Annotated in this window: 16 protein-coding genes; 5 read left to right on the top strand and 11 right to left on the bottom strand. The window is 47.9% G+C overall.

The genetic code is table 11. The features are described from left to right. Positions 1–18: 18 nt before the first annotated feature. The 3 genes from CLC93_RS07815 to CLC93_RS17950 are packed head-to-tail and all read right to left on the bottom strand — an operon-like array spanning position 19 to position 2,112. A complete protein-coding gene (locus CLC93_RS07815; RefSeq protein WP_095505408.1) occupies positions 19–1,044 on the bottom strand; it encodes an FUSC family protein in 1,026 nt (341 codons plus the stop codon). Position 1,045: 1 nt separating this feature from the next. After that, entirely contained in the window at positions 1,046–1,909 is an 864-nt protein-coding gene (locus CLC93_RS07810) for an HlyD family secretion protein (protein ID WP_095505407.1), read from the bottom strand. Between the two features lie 11 nt (positions 1,910–1,920). After that, positions 1,921–2,112 carry a DUF1656 domain-containing protein gene (locus CLC93_RS17950; protein ID WP_425439841.1) on the bottom strand — a complete coding sequence of 64 codons (192 nt, stop codon included), beginning with the start codon at positions 2,110–2,112 and terminating at the stop codon, positions 1,921–1,923. A gap of 262 nt (positions 2,113–2,374) precedes the next feature. On the opposite strand from CLC93_RS17950, the gene CLC93_RS07800 reads away from it, so the two are divergent. Next, positions 2,375–3,298 (top strand): LysR family transcriptional regulator, encoded by a 924-nt coding sequence (locus tag CLC93_RS07800; protein ID WP_169902887.1) that lies wholly within the window; start codon positions 2,375–2,377, stop codon positions 3,296–3,298. Positions 3,299–3,335: 37 nt separating this feature from the next. Here the strand turns inward: CLC93_RS07800 and CLC93_RS07795 are convergent, their stop codons facing one another. Continuing rightward, positions 3,336–3,875: a DUF924 family protein gene (locus CLC93_RS07795; protein WP_095505404.1), complete on the bottom strand. Its 540-nt coding sequence runs from the start codon at positions 3,873–3,875 to the stop codon at positions 3,336–3,338. A 148-nt stretch (positions 3,876–4,023) separates the two neighbouring features. Between CLC93_RS07795 and emrD the strand changes: the two genes are divergently transcribed. The 4 genes from emrD (at position 4,024) to CLC93_RS07780 (ending at position 8,217) form a co-directional block, all read left to right on the top strand. Beyond that, positions 4,024–5,217, top strand: coding sequence for a multidrug efflux MFS transporter EmrD (gene emrD / locus CLC93_RS07790; RefSeq protein WP_095505403.1), 1,194 nt, complete (start codon positions 4,024–4,026; stop codon positions 5,215–5,217). A gap of 440 nt (positions 5,218–5,657) precedes the next feature. After that, positions 5,658–7,346, top strand: coding sequence for an ammonia-forming cytochrome c nitrite reductase subunit c552 (locus tag CLC93_RS07785; RefSeq protein ID WP_095505402.1), 1,689 nt, complete (start codon positions 5,658–5,660; stop codon positions 7,344–7,346). Between the two features lie 161 nt (positions 7,347–7,507). Continuing rightward, positions 7,508–7,711 carry a hypothetical protein gene (locus CLC93_RS17610; RefSeq protein WP_141237362.1) on the top strand — a complete coding sequence of 68 codons (204 nt, stop codon included), beginning with the start codon at positions 7,508–7,510 and terminating at the stop codon, positions 7,709–7,711. 71 nt (positions 7,712–7,782) lie between these two features. Beyond that, positions 7,783–8,217 (top strand): GNAT family N-acetyltransferase, encoded by a 435-nt coding sequence (locus tag CLC93_RS07780; protein ID WP_169902885.1) that lies wholly within the window; start codon positions 7,783–7,785, stop codon positions 8,215–8,217. Between the two features lie 129 nt (positions 8,218–8,346). On the opposite strand, the gene CLC93_RS07775 is transcribed toward CLC93_RS07780, so the two are convergent. The 7 genes from CLC93_RS07775 to CLC93_RS07745 form a co-directional block, all read right to left on the bottom strand. Then, a complete protein-coding gene (locus CLC93_RS07775; protein WP_095505400.1) occupies positions 8,347–8,895 on the bottom strand; it encodes a hypothetical protein in 549 nt (182 codons plus the stop codon). Positions 8,896–9,346: 451 nt separating this feature from the next. Further along, positions 9,347–11,953, bottom strand: coding sequence for a TonB-dependent receptor (locus CLC93_RS07770; RefSeq protein ID WP_095505399.1), 2,607 nt, complete (start codon positions 11,951–11,953; stop codon positions 9,347–9,349). 492 nt (positions 11,954–12,445) lie between these two features. Further along, complete coding sequence (locus CLC93_RS07765; RefSeq protein WP_245837116.1) at positions 12,446–15,064, bottom strand: TonB-dependent receptor; 2,619 nt, start codon at positions 15,062–15,064, stop codon at positions 12,446–12,448. Between the two features lie 433 nt (positions 15,065–15,497). Then, positions 15,498–16,505, bottom strand: a complete 1,008-nt coding sequence (gene ruvB, locus CLC93_RS07760) for a Holliday junction branch migration DNA helicase RuvB (protein ID WP_095505398.1) — start codon at positions 16,503–16,505, stop codon at positions 15,498–15,500. 12 nt (positions 16,506–16,517) lie between these two features. Next, complete coding sequence (gene ruvA, locus CLC93_RS07755) at positions 16,518–17,126, bottom strand: Holliday junction branch migration protein RuvA (RefSeq protein WP_095505397.1); 609 nt, start codon at positions 17,124–17,126, stop codon at positions 16,518–16,520. Between the two features lie 34 nt (positions 17,127–17,160). Continuing rightward, positions 17,161–17,682, bottom strand: a complete 522-nt coding sequence (ruvC, locus tag CLC93_RS07750) for a crossover junction endodeoxyribonuclease RuvC (RefSeq protein ID WP_095505396.1) — start codon at positions 17,680–17,682, stop codon at positions 17,161–17,163. Then, positions 17,683–18,438: a YebC/PmpR family DNA-binding transcriptional regulator gene (locus tag CLC93_RS07745; protein WP_095505395.1), complete on the bottom strand. Its 756-nt coding sequence runs from the start codon at positions 18,436–18,438 to the stop codon at positions 17,683–17,685. Position 18,439: the final 1 nt, after the last annotated feature.

Raw genomic sequence — 18,439 nt, 5'->3', positions numbered from 1 at the left:
ATATCGTCTGCGATAACACTAATGATTTGGCTTTAATTCCAACCATTCAAAGAGTTGCGAAACCCACCGGGCAATGATGAGTAACAGAAGCACTAACAACAACATGGTTATTGGCATGAGTATGTCATAGCTAGGTCTCAAGTTTTGAGCCCCCATAGTCAGCAATACCAACATTTGGGCGCCTAGCAAACGGATCATTGTGTGTTCTGGCTTAGAGAACACTCGCCAGATTACGAACAAATTGACAAAGAAAAAGCCGGCTAACTGCCACAACTCAGTCAGTTGCGGAAGCAGGCTAACCAATTGAAATAGGACAAAAAGCGACCAGAACGTTAGAGTCACAAAAACCAATCTATAGCTAGCTGAGTTAAACTCGACTAGGGTCAAGCCTAAGGTCGCTGCCAACAAGGGGAATAGCACTCCGCCTGGCATAGGTAACCAAAACCAAGCGAGCCAAACTGCGCAGGTGATTAGGACAAACTTTTTAGCTCTTCCAATACCCAATAAATGAAGTTGTTGACTCTCATCTGAGCGGGTCACACTTATAGGGGTATCGGAGCGAGGATTGTTATCGCGCGGAAAATCAACGACACGGTATACCCAATAAAATACCAATAAGCCGAGCAATGTCTGTTGTATTCGAAGAACTGCCATCGAGAACGAATGGACCGAATCAAATCCCCCGGCAAAAAACACTATAGAGGCCACTATGAATGCGATTTTCAGGGCATAACCGTAGGATTTGGTGGTGTAGCCATAGGCACACAGAGCACCCGCTATCAAAATAGTAAACAAGAAAGCCAACTCGGACTGTGAAAACAGTGCGACCCACACGAGTCCTATAAACCCACCGAATACGGTACCAATCAAGCGCATTCGTCCTTTAGCTATGCCTTGATCAAAGCCAGGAGTGATAGCAAGAATAATGACCACTACTGCTGCCCAGTATGGTTTTTGCCAACCAAAGGCAAGCGATAAAGCGATTGTCAAAGACACACTTGCGGCCAATTTTAAGGCTTCAAGTGAAGGGTTAACCGAAAGCATGTTAGTCACCTGTGTGCACAACAACCGACGCGCTAGTGCCAACAATCAGATCCATCTGGCTTGGTTGATTTGCTATTTCTATCTTAATAGGAACCCTTTGAGCCAGTCGTATCCATTCGAAATTGGGGTTTACCTGAGGCAACATATCCACGCTTTGGCTTCCGTCAGTCTGAGCAATTCCTCGCCCTATACTGGTTACCCTGCCCTTTAGCTCCACAGTTGAATCCCCCATTAGACGAATTACCGCTTCATCTCCCCGCTTGATTGCCGCTATCTCGGTTTCCTTAAAAAATCCCTCGATCCAAAAGCTTTCGTCTTCAACAAGGGCTACGACAGGTTGATTGGCAACCAAATGAGCCCCCTCGGATAGATTGAAGTTGGTGATGTATCCAGACTTGCTAGCACGGATCTTAGTGAACTCTAAGTCCAGTTGCGCAGAGTTAACCTGAGCAGCGGCGGCATCGACATTCGCGCTGGCCACTTCTAAGTCCTGTTGCAGATTATTGAGTGTCATCAAGGGCACTGTGCCGGGAGTTTTGAGTTCAAGCGCCTCATTTCGAGCCAACTGAATGCGCGCTTTTTCTAACGAAGCTTTACTCTGTGCAAGCTTTGCCTTGGCACTGCGCAGCGCTGCGAGATATTGGCTAGGATCAATTTCAAAAAGCAGCTGCCCTGCTTCAACAAACTCTTCATCGGAGATGTGGATCTTCGTAATTGGACCGGTAACTCTTGGCGTAACCTCGATGACATGAGCACGGATCAGAGCATCTCGAGTCCAAGGGTTTTGAAAGTAGTCTTGGTACTTATGCACCCCGAACCAAACAGCTACTGCGAACAACAAGCCCGTCATTATTTTTGAAATCATTACAAACCCCGTTAGCCAATAAATACAAACCAGCTCAAACTGACGCCGAAAATTATAATCAGGCTCAATTCCACCAACCATGGTGCCCAGATGTGCTGATCAACGCCTGTTTTGGCTAACAACCACATAGTGCTGGAACTCAAAAACCAGCCCAATAGGAAAGCGGCTAGGATTGGCGAAAAAAACACTCCAGCTATATTCAATTCTATTGGACTTGATACCAAAACTAAGATGCTCCTGATTTAGAAAAGAAAAGGCTCATCTCTATTGGACGCGGAAATGCTAGGTTGGAGAGCAATCGAACCTAGTAGTCCCGCGCCAACGAACGAGATGAACCGTGAACTGAAAATTCATCGTTTTGTGCGCCCTAACCTCAAAGAGGTGTCAGCTGATGAATTCTGTATAGAGCGCATGTTAATGCTATGCTCTGATTTGGAATAATCACTTTTGATGGATCCGATCCTCATGACGTTTAGCCTCGAACAATTGACAGCATTTGTGACCGTGTATGAGAAAGGATCGTTCAGCGATGCCGCGATTCAATTAAACAAGCATCGAACCACCATCGGCCAAGTGATCACCAACCTTGAAGATCAGTTGGCTATTACCTTGTTTGAACGGCAAGGACGCTCAACGATTCCGACTAAGGACGGCGACCTACTTTATCGCTTTGCAAAACTCACCGTCGAGCAGGCAAAGTCTTTTGAAAAGGTGTCTACAAGCCTAGCGTTTGGTGAGTTTGAGGAAATTACGATTGGATACAGTTCCTTTATTCCCGTCGCTTTACTCAAAAAGCTGCGAAAAAACTTAGCCGACGCATTTCCTCTGCTGAGAGTTAACCTCAGAGTGATGTCCGCTAATGACGCCAAACAAGCCATTATTGAAGATCGAGTACAAATTGGTTTGGTCAACGCTGATAATCGCTCGGCAATGACCAGCTTGGATGCCACTTTTCTAAACACCCTTTCGTTTTCAGCGTATGTGGGTGCAGGCCACGAGCTGCTCGATATTCCAAAAACACATAGATTGGAATCCCTCAGAACTCACACTCAACTAGTACTTGAGTCTTTTTTCCAAGATGAGGCTTCGGACAAAGTGATTGTTTCTTCAAATTACGAAGTCATCTCGGACATGCAGTTGTTACTATCGATACTCTCGGAGGGCATAGGTTGGGCGCTAATTCCCGTAGTAGTGGCGAAACAAGCTCAGCAAGAGCTAGAGCTAATAGAACTGGAGTTTGACCAACTAAAGGACGATATGCGCTTTCCAGTGGCTTTGTGGTTTCCCCATTCCAAACCGATTCAAAACATTAAGCAAGTGGTCGTAGCTACCATTGATGATTTCATTGAGCAACACAGAATCATTAGAACTGGAACCATTCCTCGCTAGGGTAGACAGACCCTGTTACTGGGATTGCCTAGGCGAACTAAAAACTCGAGCCAGGAGTCTTCAAAAACTCGACTTCTTCCACAGTCGACTCTCTTCCTAGCACGGCATTTCGGTGAGGGTAACGACCAAACCTATCGATGATGGCTTGGTGCTTCAGTTCAAATTCATAGTTGAGTTCCATTCCCTCTTGGGAAAACAATTCGACAGCTTGCTGGTGAATCAAAGCGGATTCGCTGTGCATGTAGGGCATATAAAGAAAACTGCGCTGTTGAGGGGCAAGAGGCTTATCTAATCTAAGCGCAACCGCCTCTTGAGCTAAAACTAGCGCCATCCGATCTTGCGCAAAGGCTTTGGCACTGTCTCGATATAAGTTTCGCGAAAACTGGTCTAAAACGATGATCTCGGCCAAGCGCCCCTCAGCGCTATCGCGCCAACTAAATCCTTCACCCTGCGAAATTGCATGATGCAAGTCTGAAAACCGACTGGCGATAATTTGGTCAAGTTCGGGCCCGCCTCCAAACCATTGTTTTGGAGAGAGTTCCTCAAACCAAAAGTCCAATACTTGTTGTTTTGACATGACTAACCACCCTGTCGGTTACACATTAGTTAAATTAATGCATGGTTTGAAAAAAAATCAATGGGTTTTGTGGAGTGTTTCACTTGCTTTCAACCTATGAATCGATACCATAGCGCCCAAAATAAACCTCGACTCATAGTTTGTATTCATGACTCGCTCACCACTGTTTCAATTAGTCTTTTCCATCGTGGTGATGGTAAGCGTAGGCCAAATGGCCCAAACCATGTTTGTACCAGGCATGGCAGACATGGCAACCCAGCTAAAGGCCGAACCCGGCCAACTGCAGGCGATTATGGCCTGTTACCTTATTCCTTACGGTTTATTTCAATTTATCTATGGACCACTGAGCGACCGCTTTGGCCGCAAGCCGCCTTTATTGGCAGGTTTGGCACTCTTTTGCTTAGGTGCCTTATTGGCCACTCAAGCCAGCAGTCTAACTCAACTACTAACGGCCACTTTTATTCAGGGCATGGGTACCGCAGCCGCGGGTGCGCTTTGTCGCTCCATACCGAGAGACTATTTCGAAGGGCAACCACTGATTCAAGCCAATGCCATTATTTCAATGGCAGTCATGTTTGCACCATTGGTCGCGCCATTAATTGGCGGGCTGTTGGCTCAGCACTTTGGCTGGCAATCAGTTTACTGGGGTTTATTAGTCATGGGCGCCACCGCTTTGGGCGTCATTACTTTGCGTTACCAGGAATCTCTGCCAATAGAAAAGCGTAAACCTCAACCCGTGCTCGCTGCCTATCGCCATGTGCTAAGCAATCGTCAGTTTGTCTGCTACATGGTTTGCCTAGTGGCAACACTTGGTGGCGTCATTGCTTTTGAGGCCGTCGCAGGCATTCTTTACGGCGATCTACTTGGGTTTAGCCCAATATGGGTGAGCATACTCTTTATTCTGCCCATACCAGGCTCTTTGGCCGGTAGCTACTTTGCTAGCCAATGTCGCTCCCGTAGACGATTGTCTGCCATTGCTATCGCGACCTTAGGTAGCGGTGCATTACTGATCCTAGTCCCTGCATTGTTTGACTTGTTGTTGGCTTGGACCCTGGTGATTGGCTCAATATTAGTGTTCTTCTCTGCAGGCGCCCTATTCCCGACGTTCACCTCCAAAGCAGTTGAACCGTTTCCGCATCATGCGGGTGTGGCAGGTGCTTTGTTAGGCGGTGCTCAAAATCTAGGTGCCGGTATGATTACGCTGGTAATGAGTGCGATACCTCTATTTGGCCAAGGGTCTATTGGGGCTTTATTGCTAGTTACCGCGCTCATGGTGTCTTTTGCACTCAAGTTTGCAGGGCAAGAGGAAGCCACAGAGGATATGAGCAACTCTACCATTTAAAACCATTCATGCTGGATGCATAATTATGCTTCCAGCCTTTGATTATCAAATTCCTTCACTGCGTTTCACAGTCCTGTTTTTGTGAACACGCTCTCATCACACAAAACGGACGTATCCCGCAAAAGTGTGACGATCACGGCATAAATAACATCTGTTTGTGATCGACGCGTTAAATTTGTGATCATACTGTGATCAGCAAAAGTTATTCGCTATCCCTCTAGAGGTATATATGATTTTTTGCGATACCCCCTAAGGAGTACTCCCTATTCTGAATAGATGACCTACCTCACACCCAATCAAAAAGACCTGAACATTCCTAGAGAGCATAAAAATGCTTTTGATATACATAAGCCACCCCGAGGAATTGGCCCCCTGCACCAATCTCCAATCGGCGAAAAGAATTATCAAAATTGCAAACTATGCATAAAAGGGAAACGGAAATGAAACTACAAAAACTAGCTATTGCTTTAGCAGTATCTGCAGTATTAGCAGGCTGTAGCGATGACGATGTCACCGAGGTAAATTGCGGTGAAGGTTCAACTCTTATCGACAATGTGTGTGTTGTTGATCCAGTAGAGCCAGTCGACCCAGTAGAGTGTGGCGAAGGCACCATTAAAGATGAAGAGACCAACACCTGTGTGATTCCACCATCTACAGGCCCTGTTGACTACTACAACAGCGACAACTGGGAGACAATCAACCCTGATGTATACGCATCTTGGGCTAGCACTGCGAACAATACTCCTGAAGGTGGTCCAACAGACCTATTAGAAAAAAATCCAGTGTTAGTTACTGCGTGGGCTGGTTATGGCTTCGCGAAAGACTACAACCGCGCTCGTGGCCACCACTTTGCTCTCACCGACGTTATCAAATCACTGCGCACCGGCGCTCCTGTAGTTGGTCATGACGGTGAAGTAGTTGGTGAAGCAATGGCTGCAAGCTGTTGGTCTTGTAAATCTACCGACGTTTCTCGTATGTATGACCTTGTCGGTGAAGCACGCTTTGCGAACCAATCTTGGTCTACATGGGGTCACGAAATGGCCAACACCATTGGTTGTGCTGACTGCCACGAACTAGGTGAAGATAAACTACGCTTGTCACGCCCATATACTGCTCGAGACCTTGCTAAAGTCGGTCTGACATTCGAAGAGCAAAATCATCTGGACCAAGGTAGTCAAACCTGTGCTCAATGCCATGTAGAATACTATTTTGATGGTACCGATTCTAAGAAAGTAAAATACCCTTGGGATCACTGGGTTCCTGGCGAGAAAACAAATTATGCTGCTGTAGTTGAGTACGCTGGAAATGACGGCCTTTACGAAGGCTACTCAGCAGAAGCCCAGCTTGCCTATTTCGACAAGATTGGCTTCAAAGACTGGACGAATGCTATCTCAGGTACTCCAAATCTTAAAACTCAGCACCCAGAGTACGAAAACGTAGTCGATAAAGACTCTGGCATGCACCAAGATTTCGGTTGTGTTAGCTGTCACATGACTAAAATGACTAATAGCGAAGACCAAGAGTATTCAAATCACAACGTTCGTTTTGACTTAGACAATGTGCCTAGTGATTGCACAGGTTGTCACACTGTTGGCGGTAGTAATGACCTGAAGACCAAGATGGCTGATCGCAAAGCTGAAATCACTGAAATTCGTTTTGGCGAGAACGGTGTTGATGCTCGTCTAAATGAAGTTCACTTCAAAGCACAAGCGATTTGGACTGCGAAAGGTGTTAAAGGTATCGACACTGGCGCAACAATTGCGGAAGCTAAAGCGAATTATGAAGCCGCATTGCCATCTGATGCAGAAATGAAAAACCTATTGACCATGATCCGTAACGCGCAGTGGTTCTGGGACAGCGCTACCGCTTCTCACGGTATTCACGCTCACAACTTCGATGAAGCTAAGCGACTGTTAACTAAAGCCGGAACACTTCTAGACGCAGCAATTGTAGAGGCTGATAAACTACTCGAAGACCATGGCTCAACCTTTACTTACGATGCTACTAACTACGACAGCAAATCGAAAGTCCAACCACTAGCCGGTTTAGACTTAGAGAAGATGCAGTCTGATAAAGCAGAATTTATCGAGAAGCGCGTTGAAAAAGAGTGGCCTCACACTCTTAAGTAAGCAATCGTTCTACTAAACATTGAAAAGGCACCCTCGGGTGCCTTTTTTGTTGGAGTTTCGAAACTGCATTGGCTACAAAATTGATGATTTATTGACCATCATCTAGAAATGTTTTCTAAACCTAGTTTATGATGAGCTCGGTTCCTTTTTTGGAGTTCGTCATGAAACAACACAACCCACTCAGCGACGAATATGGCAAGCTGTCCACCTATGCCAAATGGATAGGTGTCCATAACGCCAACGAATGGCGGCAATATCACTTAGCCAATGGTTACCCTAACTGGGTTCCCAAAGATCCAGAAATCCATTTCAAAGACTCCGGGCTTTGGTCAGATTGGGAGCACTTTCTCGATGCACGACACTAACCGTAACGCCAAGGCTTAGCACTTGGCGTTTTTTCGTAAGTCGCAAATCAACCGAAATACAGGAAGACCCTTTGAGCTACCAAATACAAACTGGCTCACTCGAACTTGCCAGCCAGGTGGACGCCCTTGTACCAGAATTCTCTCCTGATAAGTCCCCTACCCAATTAGCTGCGCGTATCGGCTCCAAACCTTACCGTGTATTTTTAGCTCTCCATAAAAACGAAGCGGTTGGATTTCTAGTGGCCTACCAAGAATCTACAGATACCTTTTACAACTGGCTCACAGGCGTTGCGCCTGAGCACAGACAGCAAGGGCTAGCAGGTCGACTGATTCAAAGTTTTGAGCAATGGGCAATCGAGCAAGGCGGTAACTACGCGACGGTTAAGTCTCATAATCGCTTTCCCAGTATGCTGCGCCTCTTAATCGGCAAGGGCTACAAGGTCACGCGCTATGAGGAACTTGGCAATATCGACGACAGCAAAATTCACTTTCAGAAGCGGCTTTGATAAACATGTTCCGCAAAACAAAGTCCAATTCCCGCTTAGGTAATGGTGTTGTTGTCGAATTTAACGCAAAGCTATAGCGACAGCAGCGTTTTCTTGAAGAATGACATTGCTTGACTACTTCTGTGTTTACTAGAAGTAGAACTTGTAGTTTGCCCATACAACAGTGTCATCCACTGAAATCTTTTGATCACCGGTTTTCATGCTACCTGTGGTTTTCTCTAGTTTCAGTTGGCCCCAACGACTCTTTGCCTGGTCCAAGGGCGTTGCTATCATCAAGGTGGACTTAAGTAGTGATGTTTCGATGTCGCCATCTAGGTAGTTGTATTCTGGCCATGCACCAATGTAGGTGCCATCATCGCCAAGTGTGTACATCACATAGAAGGCTCCAGAAACCCCGTACGCGCGACTCTGTTGTACGTCAAAAGTTGTCAAAGTCTGTGCTTTATACTCGCCAACTAAGCCACCAAAACGGGGAAATATTTGTAACCCCTTAACGCCGGTATTCAATGCTACTACCCCACCAACCGATGCTGAGGAAAATAGCGCATTGTCTATGATATCAACTGACGCGGCGGCTCTTGGAACTATCTTGTCACCAGTAGAAAAAACATGAAAGTACTGCAGTCGGCTGTCTGAGTAGCCACCCTCTTTATCCATAGTACCCTCAAGGGTCAGCATGCCAGTCTGATTCGAGTTGTAGGTGAAATCGGTTGATATAGATCCCTTCAAGCTACCTTGGTTGTTCAATCCAAAGTAAGCCGATGTGCTAGTTTCCGTAAGATCAGAAGGATTAGGTGCGGATTCAGTTGCATAGCTCGAATGCGATAGACCTGCGCAGAGTACTACCCACGCAATTGGCGTATAAGATTTCATTTAGTTACCCATTATTTAATTGTTCCTCCCTGTGTGGAGCGATACGTCCGCTTGTCCATTTAACGCGCACAGTATCTAGTTTTCTTTGGTAACCCGATAATCACTATCGATGGACTGGATCCTACAAATTCGAAATCAATAAACTGAAAAGTCTCTCTCTAACTTTTGATTTACCACCAATAAAAAACGGGACCCATTAGGTCCCGTTTTTCGGTTAGCTCTGCGATGCTGAGCTAGTCAACTTCATCCCAAAGGGTTAGAAGTTCATGGTTACGCCAGCGTAAACTTCGCGACCAATGGTGTTGTAAACCTCTGGTACAGTGCCGCCGGTGTTACCGTTGTATACCGGTAGAGGCTTCTCGTCGGTCAAGTTCTTGATACCGAAGTTCGCAACAATGTTGTCGGTAACGAAGTAAGTTGCCGAGATATTGTGGTAAGCGATATCACCAACGTTCATCTTGTCACCACCGTAGTTACGCATGTCGCCAATGTAACGTAGTGAGTAGTTGAAGCCGATGTCACCCCAGCGTGCATTCAAGCGAGTATTGTTCTTAAACGCTGCGAATCCGCCGTAAGTTTGACCAATGGTACCAGTGTAGTTTTTGCCGTCTTGCTCGAAGTTCAACAAGATAGTGGTATCGTTGTTGAAGCTCCAATCACCGCCAAAGCCTTCGAATTGGTACATGATGTTTTGGTCAATACCGCTAGTCTTCTGACGACCTACGTTGGTCAGAGGATTCCTCAGATTACGCAAGTTTCCGTCAGGTTTGATTCCATGGACATCACAAGCCGCTTGGTCACCAGCATGACAGGCGTTCAAGCCAGCCTGTACATCAAGACGAGTAATCGCGTCTTTGATGTCGAACGACCAGTAGTCGATGGTCATAGAGAAACCGTCTACCGACTGAGGTGCAATCACAACACCCGCAGTGAACGAGGCTGACTTCTCAGGCTTTAGGTTTGGATCTGAAACGCGGTTAACCAAGATTTGGTCGTCTTCGGTCTTGCCCCATGGGTCAGTCAGGTACTCGTAAGAGCCGCTGCGACCACCGAACAATTCTGATACCGAAGGTGCACGGAAACCAGTGGCCGCTACTGTACGTAGCATTACGCTATCGTTCGCTTCATAGGTCAAACCCGCTTTCCAAGTAGTCGCGCCACCGAAAGTGTTGTAGTGGTCGTGACGCAATGCGAATTCACCAGTCAACTTTTCGGTCATAGGTACAGACAATTCGGTGTAAGCCGAAGTTACGTTGTAGTTACCTGAAGTCGCGTCTTGTTGAGCTGCAGTACCCTCACCACGCTGAATTACTGCGTCTGGAGTGAAGAAGCCGCTCTCGTAACGGTGCTCAACACCTGCTGCGAAACCTGCAGTACCTGCGCTAGTTTCAAACGCGTCACCGCTGATAACACCAGAGGCAATGTGCATTTCGTTGCCGCCAGAGTTGGTCTCTTTATAAGTTACATCGTTAAGGATGTCTTGAGACAAAGGTTGGCCGTTGAACCAAGCATTAGGGTTGTTGTAAATCGACTGCTTCATGTTCTTAGCATTCACTGAGTTGTGAACATAGCTCTTAGAGTCGTTTCGACCATAAGTGTATGATGCTTCCCAGTCGTAGCCGTTACCAATGTCCAGGTAGCCAGACAAAGCCATAGAGGCGCGCAAAGTATCGATGTCTTGCTCGTAAATACGAGGACCAGCATCAACCATACGACGCTTGTAGGTCACTTGACCGCGGTCGTTGGCGTGAATTCCTAAACCTGTGATATCAACACAGTCTTTGGTTTTCTCTGCAGTACATACGTCCAGTTCTACGTTGGCAGGCTGTGGAGCCATGCGCTGAGTTGACTGACGCTTGGTGTACAACACATCGGCTTTCAACATTACGTCGTTGCTGAATTCGTACGAACCGTTTGAGAACAACGAGTAGCGCTTGCTAGGAGTCTGCAACCAAGTGTCGGGGTTGTAGTCATAAGTGTCTTTGCTTGGGTCACGGTCGCGGATACCACCATTGCCGTCAGGCATGATGGTGCGGCTTTGCCAAATTGGGTTGCCCTCTTCGTCAACCTTTTGATTACCGTCGGCATCAAGAACAGGTACACGGCCACCTAAAGTACCACCAGGGATAGTTGAACTACGGCCTGGATCAACCCACTTACGGTCTGAAAGACGAACACCTTCACGCTCTTGGAAAGTACCACCGATTACGAAGTTACCACGGTCAAAGTTCTTACCAGCAATGATAGAGATTTCTTTGTTACCGCCATCGTGGCCGCCAGTGGTGTGCTGGTTAGACGCAGTGGTGCTGCCTTTGGCTTCGATAGAAACGCCTTCGAAGTCGTCTTTAGTAATAATGTTCACAACACCGGCAATGGCGTCTGAACCGTATACTGCCGAAGCACCATCTTTTAGTACTTCAACACGCTTAATTAGTGCAACAGGAATGGTGTTCAAATCCACTGAAGAATCAGCACCAGTACCTGAGTTAACCATACGGCGACCGTTCAGTAGAACCAAAGTACGGTTAGCGCCCATACCACGTAGGTTTACTGTTGCACGACCACCGGCACCATTGTTAGTGGTACCACCAACCGACATACCCGCCATGGCTGGTTGAGTTTGTAGAATCTCTTCTACTGTGTTGTAACCTTCAGCTTTAATCGCTGCGGAATCAATGACAGTTACAGGTGAAGCGGTTTCCATGTCCTGACGTTGGATACGAGAACCGGTAACTGCGATACGCTCAACGTTCTCTGCGGCAGCTTCCTGAGCCTGAGCTGCATTCACTGCAACGGCACTGGTAGTTACCGACGCAATAATCCCCATTTGAATTGCTAAGGTTAAGGAATTTTTTCTAATCATTTGTATTATCCCTACAAAATAGTTTCTGCTTTAGAGTTGGTCACGCCACTTATTATTGTTCTCGGCGATGACTCGATACTGAAAAATTGTTCCTAATCGGTCAACCGCTAACTTTCGTAACGAAAGCGCAATAATGTAGGAAAAATTAAACCTATTTGTAGAGGAAAAATCAGTGCGGAAATTATCAGACTGTTACGAGAGGATGTTATCGATCAGAAATTATGCAGAGCAGCCTTAGTAATCACTAAAATTAGAGTAATAATTCGCAACTTTTACAGAACAACGTTAGCGTGCAAATTTGTGATCTTTGTCACATACAAATGGTCTAACCTCGGGATTTATTCAGCTAAAAGTCAGGAAAGCCGAGCTTTACTTGCTGAAACATTGAACGATTACAAAGGTGTGAAAAACCGCGCCGAATTGGCGCGGTTTTGTTTCAAGGCGCTAACGCTTTTAAGCTGGCCTTAAAGACGACGCTTTAGAAACGACGTTTTAGAAGCGATAGCTCAGCTTGGTGAAGATGTAGCGACCCATCACATCGTAGACTTCTGGCACTGTGTACACATCAGAGTATGAAGGTGTGTACTTAGGCGTCTCATCAAAGATGTTGTTGATACCAACCGTCAGGTCTAAGTTGCGGTTGATGTGGTACATGTACGACACATTGTGGTACCAAGCAGCTGGCACTTGGAAGTCTGGCGTTTCCAAGTCGCGCATTTCACCAATCATGCGAACTGAGTAGCTCAAGGTCCAATCGTCAGCACGAACCATCAAGTTGGCGTTCTGGCGCCATTCAGCGTAGGCACCGTTCATACCACTTAGAGTACCTGTGTAGTCGATACCGTCTTGTTCAAACTCAAGCAGTCGCGTGACATCCCAGTTGAACATCCAGTCGTGACCACCGTAGTTCCACTTGTAGCTCAGGTTCATGTCGACACCCGAAGTATTCTGGTAACCGGCGTTAACTAGCGGTGCTTCCATGTAGCTGATTTGGCCACTGACGTCACTGCGCTCAATATTTAGCACGTCGCACATCTCGTCGTTGCCCGAATAACAGCCGTTTAGGTAGGCTTGACGGTCGATACGAACAATGGCGTTTTCAACTTTGAACTGCCAGTAGTCAAAGGTTAGCGACAAGTTGTCGGTTGGCGACAACACGGTACCTATGGTGTAGGTTTCCGCTTGCTCAGGTTGCAGATCGTTGCCCGAGGTCCAAGTCACCTCGATTTGGCTGTCCGGGTCCATTACGCTGCCATCACCTGCCAGTCCATAGCTTGGATCTAGCCCTGATGCCGCACAGCTCGCTGCATAGGGTGAATCCGGGTTAGCGCCGTAGCCCCAGCAAGGGTCATTCAGGTAATCAAACGAACCAACATTACCGCCGTATAACTCAGAGATACTTGGCGCACGGAACGCGGTAGACGCCACCGAACGGAACATTACCTGCTCGTTCACTTTCCAGGTTAAACCCAACTTCCAAGTCGCATCAGATCCGAAGGTGCTGTAATTAAAGGCACGTACCGCAGCTTCTGCTGTTACTTCCTGGGCGTATTTCATATCCGCTAGTAGCGGAATTGAGAATTCCGCATAAACAGCAGAGGTATCATAACCGCCAGCAGTTGGATCTTGTTGAGACTGTGATGAGTCACCGGCTTGGGTTACCGCATCTGGCGTGAAGTAGCCACTTTCTTTACGGTACTCGGCACCCGCAGCAAAAGCCACTGGGCCCGCTGGCATGTCAAACAACTCACCCGAGAAGTTCAGGTTAGCCACCTGCATCTCGTTACCGCCCTCAGAGCGGTCGTTGTACATGATGTAATCTAGCGTTTCTTGCGATAGAGGATCACCAGACATCCACTCCAACGGGTTGCTGCCAACTGACTCCAGCATCTTAGAAGTCTGAACTAGGTTGTTGGCATAGCTCACCGCGTCGTTGCGGCCGTAGTTATAAGACAAGTCCCAGTCGATACCTCGACCCACGTCCAAATAACCCTCTAAACCAACCACGATGCGGTAGGTATCTGTGTCCTGCTCAAAAGTTCTAGGACCGGCTTCACTCATACGGCGACGATACTCAATGTCTTTATCGCCCCATGGGCCCTCTGGCAGAATTTCGTTAGGGATCACCACACCGGTGACAGGCGCTGGGGCCATTTGTTGAGCTGATTGACGTTTGGTATACAGCAACTCGGTAAAACCGGTGACGTTGTCGCTTAACTCGTATTTGCCGTTGGCGGTTAAAGAGAAACGCTCTTGAGGCGTAGACAAGTAGCTATAAGGTACATAGTTGAACTTGTCTTCTTGCGGTTTAAAACCACCACTGCCATCTGGCTGATGCCAGCCATCACCCCAGTTAATGGTACCGCCAGGAATGGTTGAGCTCCAACCACCGCAATCGCCAACCGGACCACAGTTGGACCAGAAACGAGAGTCCTGCATGACTTCACCACGATTGACGTAAGTGGCACCCACCACAAAGTTACCGCGGTCGTAGTTCTTACCAAAGAGCAAATTCAGCTCACCGGTTTCACCGTCGCCTTTATCCGACATGCCCGCTTGCGCGTCAATCTGAAAGCCGTCGAAGTCTTGCTTGGTAATAATGTTAATTACGCCGGCAATCGCGTCAGAACCATAAACCGCTGATGCACCGTCTTTAAGCACTTCAATACGCTCAATCATGGCCACTGGAATGGTATTCAAGTCAACGCTGGCATCCGCGCCGGTGCCAGAGTTCACCATACGGCGACCGTTAACCAATACCAAGGTACGCTTAGCACCCATACCGCGAAGGTCCACGTTGGCGACACCACGACCACCATTGTTGGTCGCAGAACCGATAGCGGCTCCGGCGGATGCTGTGGTCTCTTGCAGAATCTGCTCAACCGATGTGTACGAACCTGCAGCAATTTGCTCTGCACCAATAGTGGTTACTGGCGAGGCGGTTTCCATGTCCTGACGTTTAATACGCGAGCCGGTGACGGCAATGCGTTCTACGGGGGCTGTGGCTTGTTGTTCTTCTGCAATCGCGTTGGTAGCGGTAAAAGGAACGGTGATCAAACCGGCGGCTAAGGCGCTCTTAACCCCCAAAGCAATGGGTCGTTGCTGAGTCATTCGTAACATTCTCCCAATCATTATTTGTTGTTTTGTATCGTTATGGCGCCGGTTGTTGTTTTTATTAGCGCGGGGAAAATAATGAAAAATCTGGGAAAACTTGGTCAAGGAAACCAAAGGAGGTTTTGTTAGTCAGGTGTGTTTTGAAAATGTTACCAATAGCAACATTTGGCGCTCAATTGGTACAAAATTCGGTATCAAACTACCTTAATTTTGCTAATATCGGAATTGTAATTCCTAAAAAGGTTATACATATCAGAAACATAATTGAGACATAAAAAAATGGAACAATTTTCTAGCGGCAACCATGCGTTAACCATTCACGCACAACCCGATGACAACTTTAACCCCGCTGGATAACCGACTGCTCACAGGGATTTAAAGTATCGAAAGTTAGATACAAAAAAACCGCTAAAAGCGGTTTTTTATTCAGTTAGGATTCAGGCTTATTCAAATCAAAATGTTGCCAGGCCCTGTCTGTGGCCAATCGCCCTCTTGGGGTCCTTTGAATAAAACCTTGTTGAATGAGATAAGGTTCCAACACGTCTTCAATGGTGTCACGCTCTTCTCCAATGGCAGCAGCAAGGTTATCTAGCCCCACAGGACCACCGCCAAACTTATCTATGATGGTCAGCAGTAATTTGCGGTCCATGTAGTCAAAGCCACAAGCGTCCACATCCAACATGTCCAGCGCTTGTTGAGCTACAGAGGCGTTAATTTTGCCGTCGTGCTTCACATCTGCATAATCTCGTACGCGGCGAAGTAGTCGGTTGGCAATACGCGGCGTTCCGCGTGAGCGAACCGCAATCTCATCAGCGCCACTTTTGTCTAGGCTGACTTCCATCACCTTGGCCGAGCGTTGCACGATTTGGCTGAGCTCGGCGGTTATATAGAACTCGAGTCGCAAAGGAATCCCAAAGCGTGCACGCAACGGCGATGTCAGTGAGCCCGCTCGAGTTGTCGCACCAATTAAAGTAAAGGGTGGCAAATCCAGTTTGATCGAACGAGCGGCCGGTCCCTCACCAATCATGATGTCGATTTGATAATCTTCCATGGCCGGATACAGCACTTCTTCAATCGAAGGGCTGAGTCGATGGATCTCGTCGATAAACAGCACATCGCCTGGCTCTAGGTTGGTCAGCAAGGCGGCTAAGTCCCCTGCCTTCTCTAACACAGGACCTGAGGTCGACTTAATGTTCACACCCATCTCATTGGCCACAATGTGTGCCAGAGTGGTTTTACCCAGTCCAGGTGGGCCATAGATAAGAATATGGTCGAGGGCTTCTTCACGGCCTTTGGCCGCTTCGATGAAAATGCTCAACTGAGCACGGACTTCAGCCTGTCCGGTATACTCATCAAGCTTCTTAGGACGCATCGCTCGGTCGATGCTTTCTTCTTGCCCTTGGCTTTGCGCTTCTATTAAGCGATCCGCTTCAATCATGGTTAGCCTCGATTACAGCATGGACTGGAGTGCGCGCTTGATCAGCTCTTCGCTGCTCAAGCCGTCAGCCATCACGGCGTTCACCGCTTTGCTGGCTTGCTGTGGTTTGTATCCCAGCGCCAGAAGCGCGGCAATCGCATCCCCTTCCACATCTTTATCTGCTACAGGGTTGCCATTGACTGTGCTGGCCAGACCCAAAGGCATATCAACGTGGTTGAGGTTCTTAAGGCGATCGCGCATTTCGATTACCAAACGCTCAGCGGTTTTCTTGCCAACGCCTGGTAGTTTGGTTAATGCCGAGGCATCATCTCGCTCTACAATTTGGGCAAACTCGCTGGCATTCATTCCAGATAGGATGGCCAAGCCCAGCTTAGGGCCTACGCCGTTTACCTTGATGAGTTCGCGAAACAGGGCGCGTTCAGCGGTATTGGCAAAGCCGTAAAGCAACTGCGCATCTTCGCGTACCACAAAGTGGGTGAATACGGTTACCTTATCGCCTAGCTCTGGAAGTTCGTAAAAGCTGGTCATGGGAAGCTGTACTTCATAGCCCACACCGCCTACATCAATCAGTACGTCCGGCGCTTGTTTGTCTGCTAACACGCCACAGAGTCGTCCAATCACGTCGCTTCCCCTAACACTTTGTTTTTATGTTTAATTATCTGAATCGCTTGCGGGCATAGCCGCTGGAATCGCCAGCCATCGCCACTTTTAGTTTCTGACTATGACTATGACATAATGCCACCGCCAACGCATCAGCCGCATCGGCTTGAGGTTTGGCGGGCAAGCGCAATATATGTGTGACCATGTGCTGAACCTGCACTTTGTCGGCACCGCCGGTTCCAGTTAACGCTTGTTTGATTAATCGCGCGGCGTACTCGGACACTGGCAATTTAGCTTGTGAAGCGGCAACAATCGCCGCACCGCGGGCCTGGCCCAATTTAAGCGCGGAATCCGGGTTCTTCGCCATGAACACCTGTTCGATGGCAAATTCGTCGGGTTGGTATTGTTGAATCAGTTCGGAAACACCGCGAAAGATGACGTCAAGGCGCTCGGGCAAAGGCCCATCGCCGGTGCGAATGCAACCACTGCCTAAGTACTCGGTTAGCTTACCTTGAACCTTGATCACCCCGTAGCCTGTGATACGAGAGCCTGGGTCAATGCCCAGAATAATTGCCATCTATTCGGCCGACTCTAGTGCAGCGGCAACCTCAGCGGAAAGCTCACCGTTGTGATAGACCTCTTGCACATCATCGAGATCTTCTAGGGCATCTATTAAGCGCAACAGCTTAGGTGCAGTGTCGATATCGAGATCAGCCGTGGTTGATGGCACTTGAGTCACTTCGGCATTGCTCGAAGTTAACCCAACACTATCAAGAGCATCTTTCACAGGACCAAAGTCCTCGATGCTGGTGTATACATCAAAGGAACCATCGTCATGGGCCAGCACATCATCAGCGCCAGCTTCAAGGGCCGCATCCATTAGCGCGTCTTCGTCGGTTTCTGCGGCGTAGCTAATGACGCCTTTTTTCTCAAAGAGGTAGGCTACCGAGCCGTCGGTACCTAGGTTGCCGCCGGCTTTAGAAAACGCGTGGCGAACTCCGGACACTGTGCGATTGCGATTGTCTGTCATGGTTTCTACCATAACCGCGGTGCCACCAGGACCATAGCCCTCGTAGATAATGGTCTCAAGCGCTTGCCCTTCTAGCTCACCTGCCCCGCGCTTCACCGAACGTTCGATAGTATCGCGAGTCATGTTGTTTGACAGCGCTTTATCAATCGCAGCGCGCAAGCGCGGGTTAGAATCGGCATCCGAGCCACCCTCTCGGGCGGCAACCGTTAATTCGCGAATCAGCTTGGTAAAAATCTTACCTCGCTTGGCATCTTGCGCCGCTTTGCGATGCTTGATGTTCGACCATTTACTGTGTCCTGCCATA

It is taken from the genome of Paraferrimonas sedimenticola (assembly GCF_002282855.1).
In the GTDB taxonomy this organism is placed as follows: Bacteria; Pseudomonadota; Gammaproteobacteria; order Enterobacterales; family Shewanellaceae; genus Paraferrimonas; species Paraferrimonas sedimenticola.
Note: the sequence above shows the minus strand (reverse complement) of the source record. Positions and strands in the feature narration are given on the sequence as shown.

Bases quoted from the DNA above. Each gene is read 5' to 3' on its own strand.
- CLC93_RS07815 (WP_095505408.1), bottom strand. From the start codon at position 1,044: ATGCTTTCGGTTAACCCTTCACTTGAAGCCTTAAAATTGGCCGCAAGT.
- CLC93_RS07810 (WP_095505407.1), bottom strand. From the start codon at position 1,909: ATGATTTCAAAAATAATGACGGGCTTGTTGTTCGCAGTAGCTGTTTGG.
- CLC93_RS07800 (WP_169902887.1), top strand. From the start codon at position 2,375: ATGACGTTTAGCCTCGAACAATTGACAGCATTTGTGACCGTGTATGAG.
- CLC93_RS07795 (WP_095505404.1), bottom strand. From the start codon at position 3,875: ATGTCAAAACAACAAGTATTGGACTTTTGGTTTGAGGAACTCTCTCCA.
- emrD (WP_095505403.1), top strand. From the start codon at position 4,024: ATGACTCGCTCACCACTGTTTCAATTAGTCTTTTCCATCGTGGTGATG.
- CLC93_RS07785 (WP_095505402.1), top strand. From the start codon at position 5,658: ATGAAACTACAAAAACTAGCTATTGCTTTAGCAGTATCTGCAGTATTA.
- CLC93_RS17610 (WP_141237362.1), top strand. From the start codon at position 7,508: ATGAAACAACACAACCCACTCAGCGACGAATATGGCAAGCTGTCCACC.
- CLC93_RS07775 (WP_095505400.1), bottom strand. From the start codon at position 8,895: ATGCTGACCCTTGAGGGTACTATGGATAAAGAGGGTGGCTACTCAGAC.
- CLC93_RS07770 (WP_095505399.1), bottom strand. From the start codon at position 11,953: ATGATTAGAAAAAATTCCTTAACCTTAGCAATTCAAATGGGGATTATT.
- CLC93_RS07765 (WP_245837116.1), bottom strand. From the start codon at position 15,064: ATGACTCAGCAACGACCCATTGCTTTGGGGGTTAAGAGCGCCTTAGCC.
- ruvB (WP_095505398.1), bottom strand. From the start codon at position 16,505: ATGATTGAAGCGGATCGCTTAATAGAAGCGCAAAGCCAAGGGCAAGAA.
- ruvC (WP_095505396.1), bottom strand. From the start codon at position 17,682: ATGGCAATTATTCTGGGCATTGACCCAGGCTCTCGTATCACAGGCTAC.
- CLC93_RS07745 (WP_095505395.1), bottom strand. From the start codon at position 18,438: ATGGCAGGACACAGTAAATGGTCGAACATCAAGCATCGCAAAGCGGCG.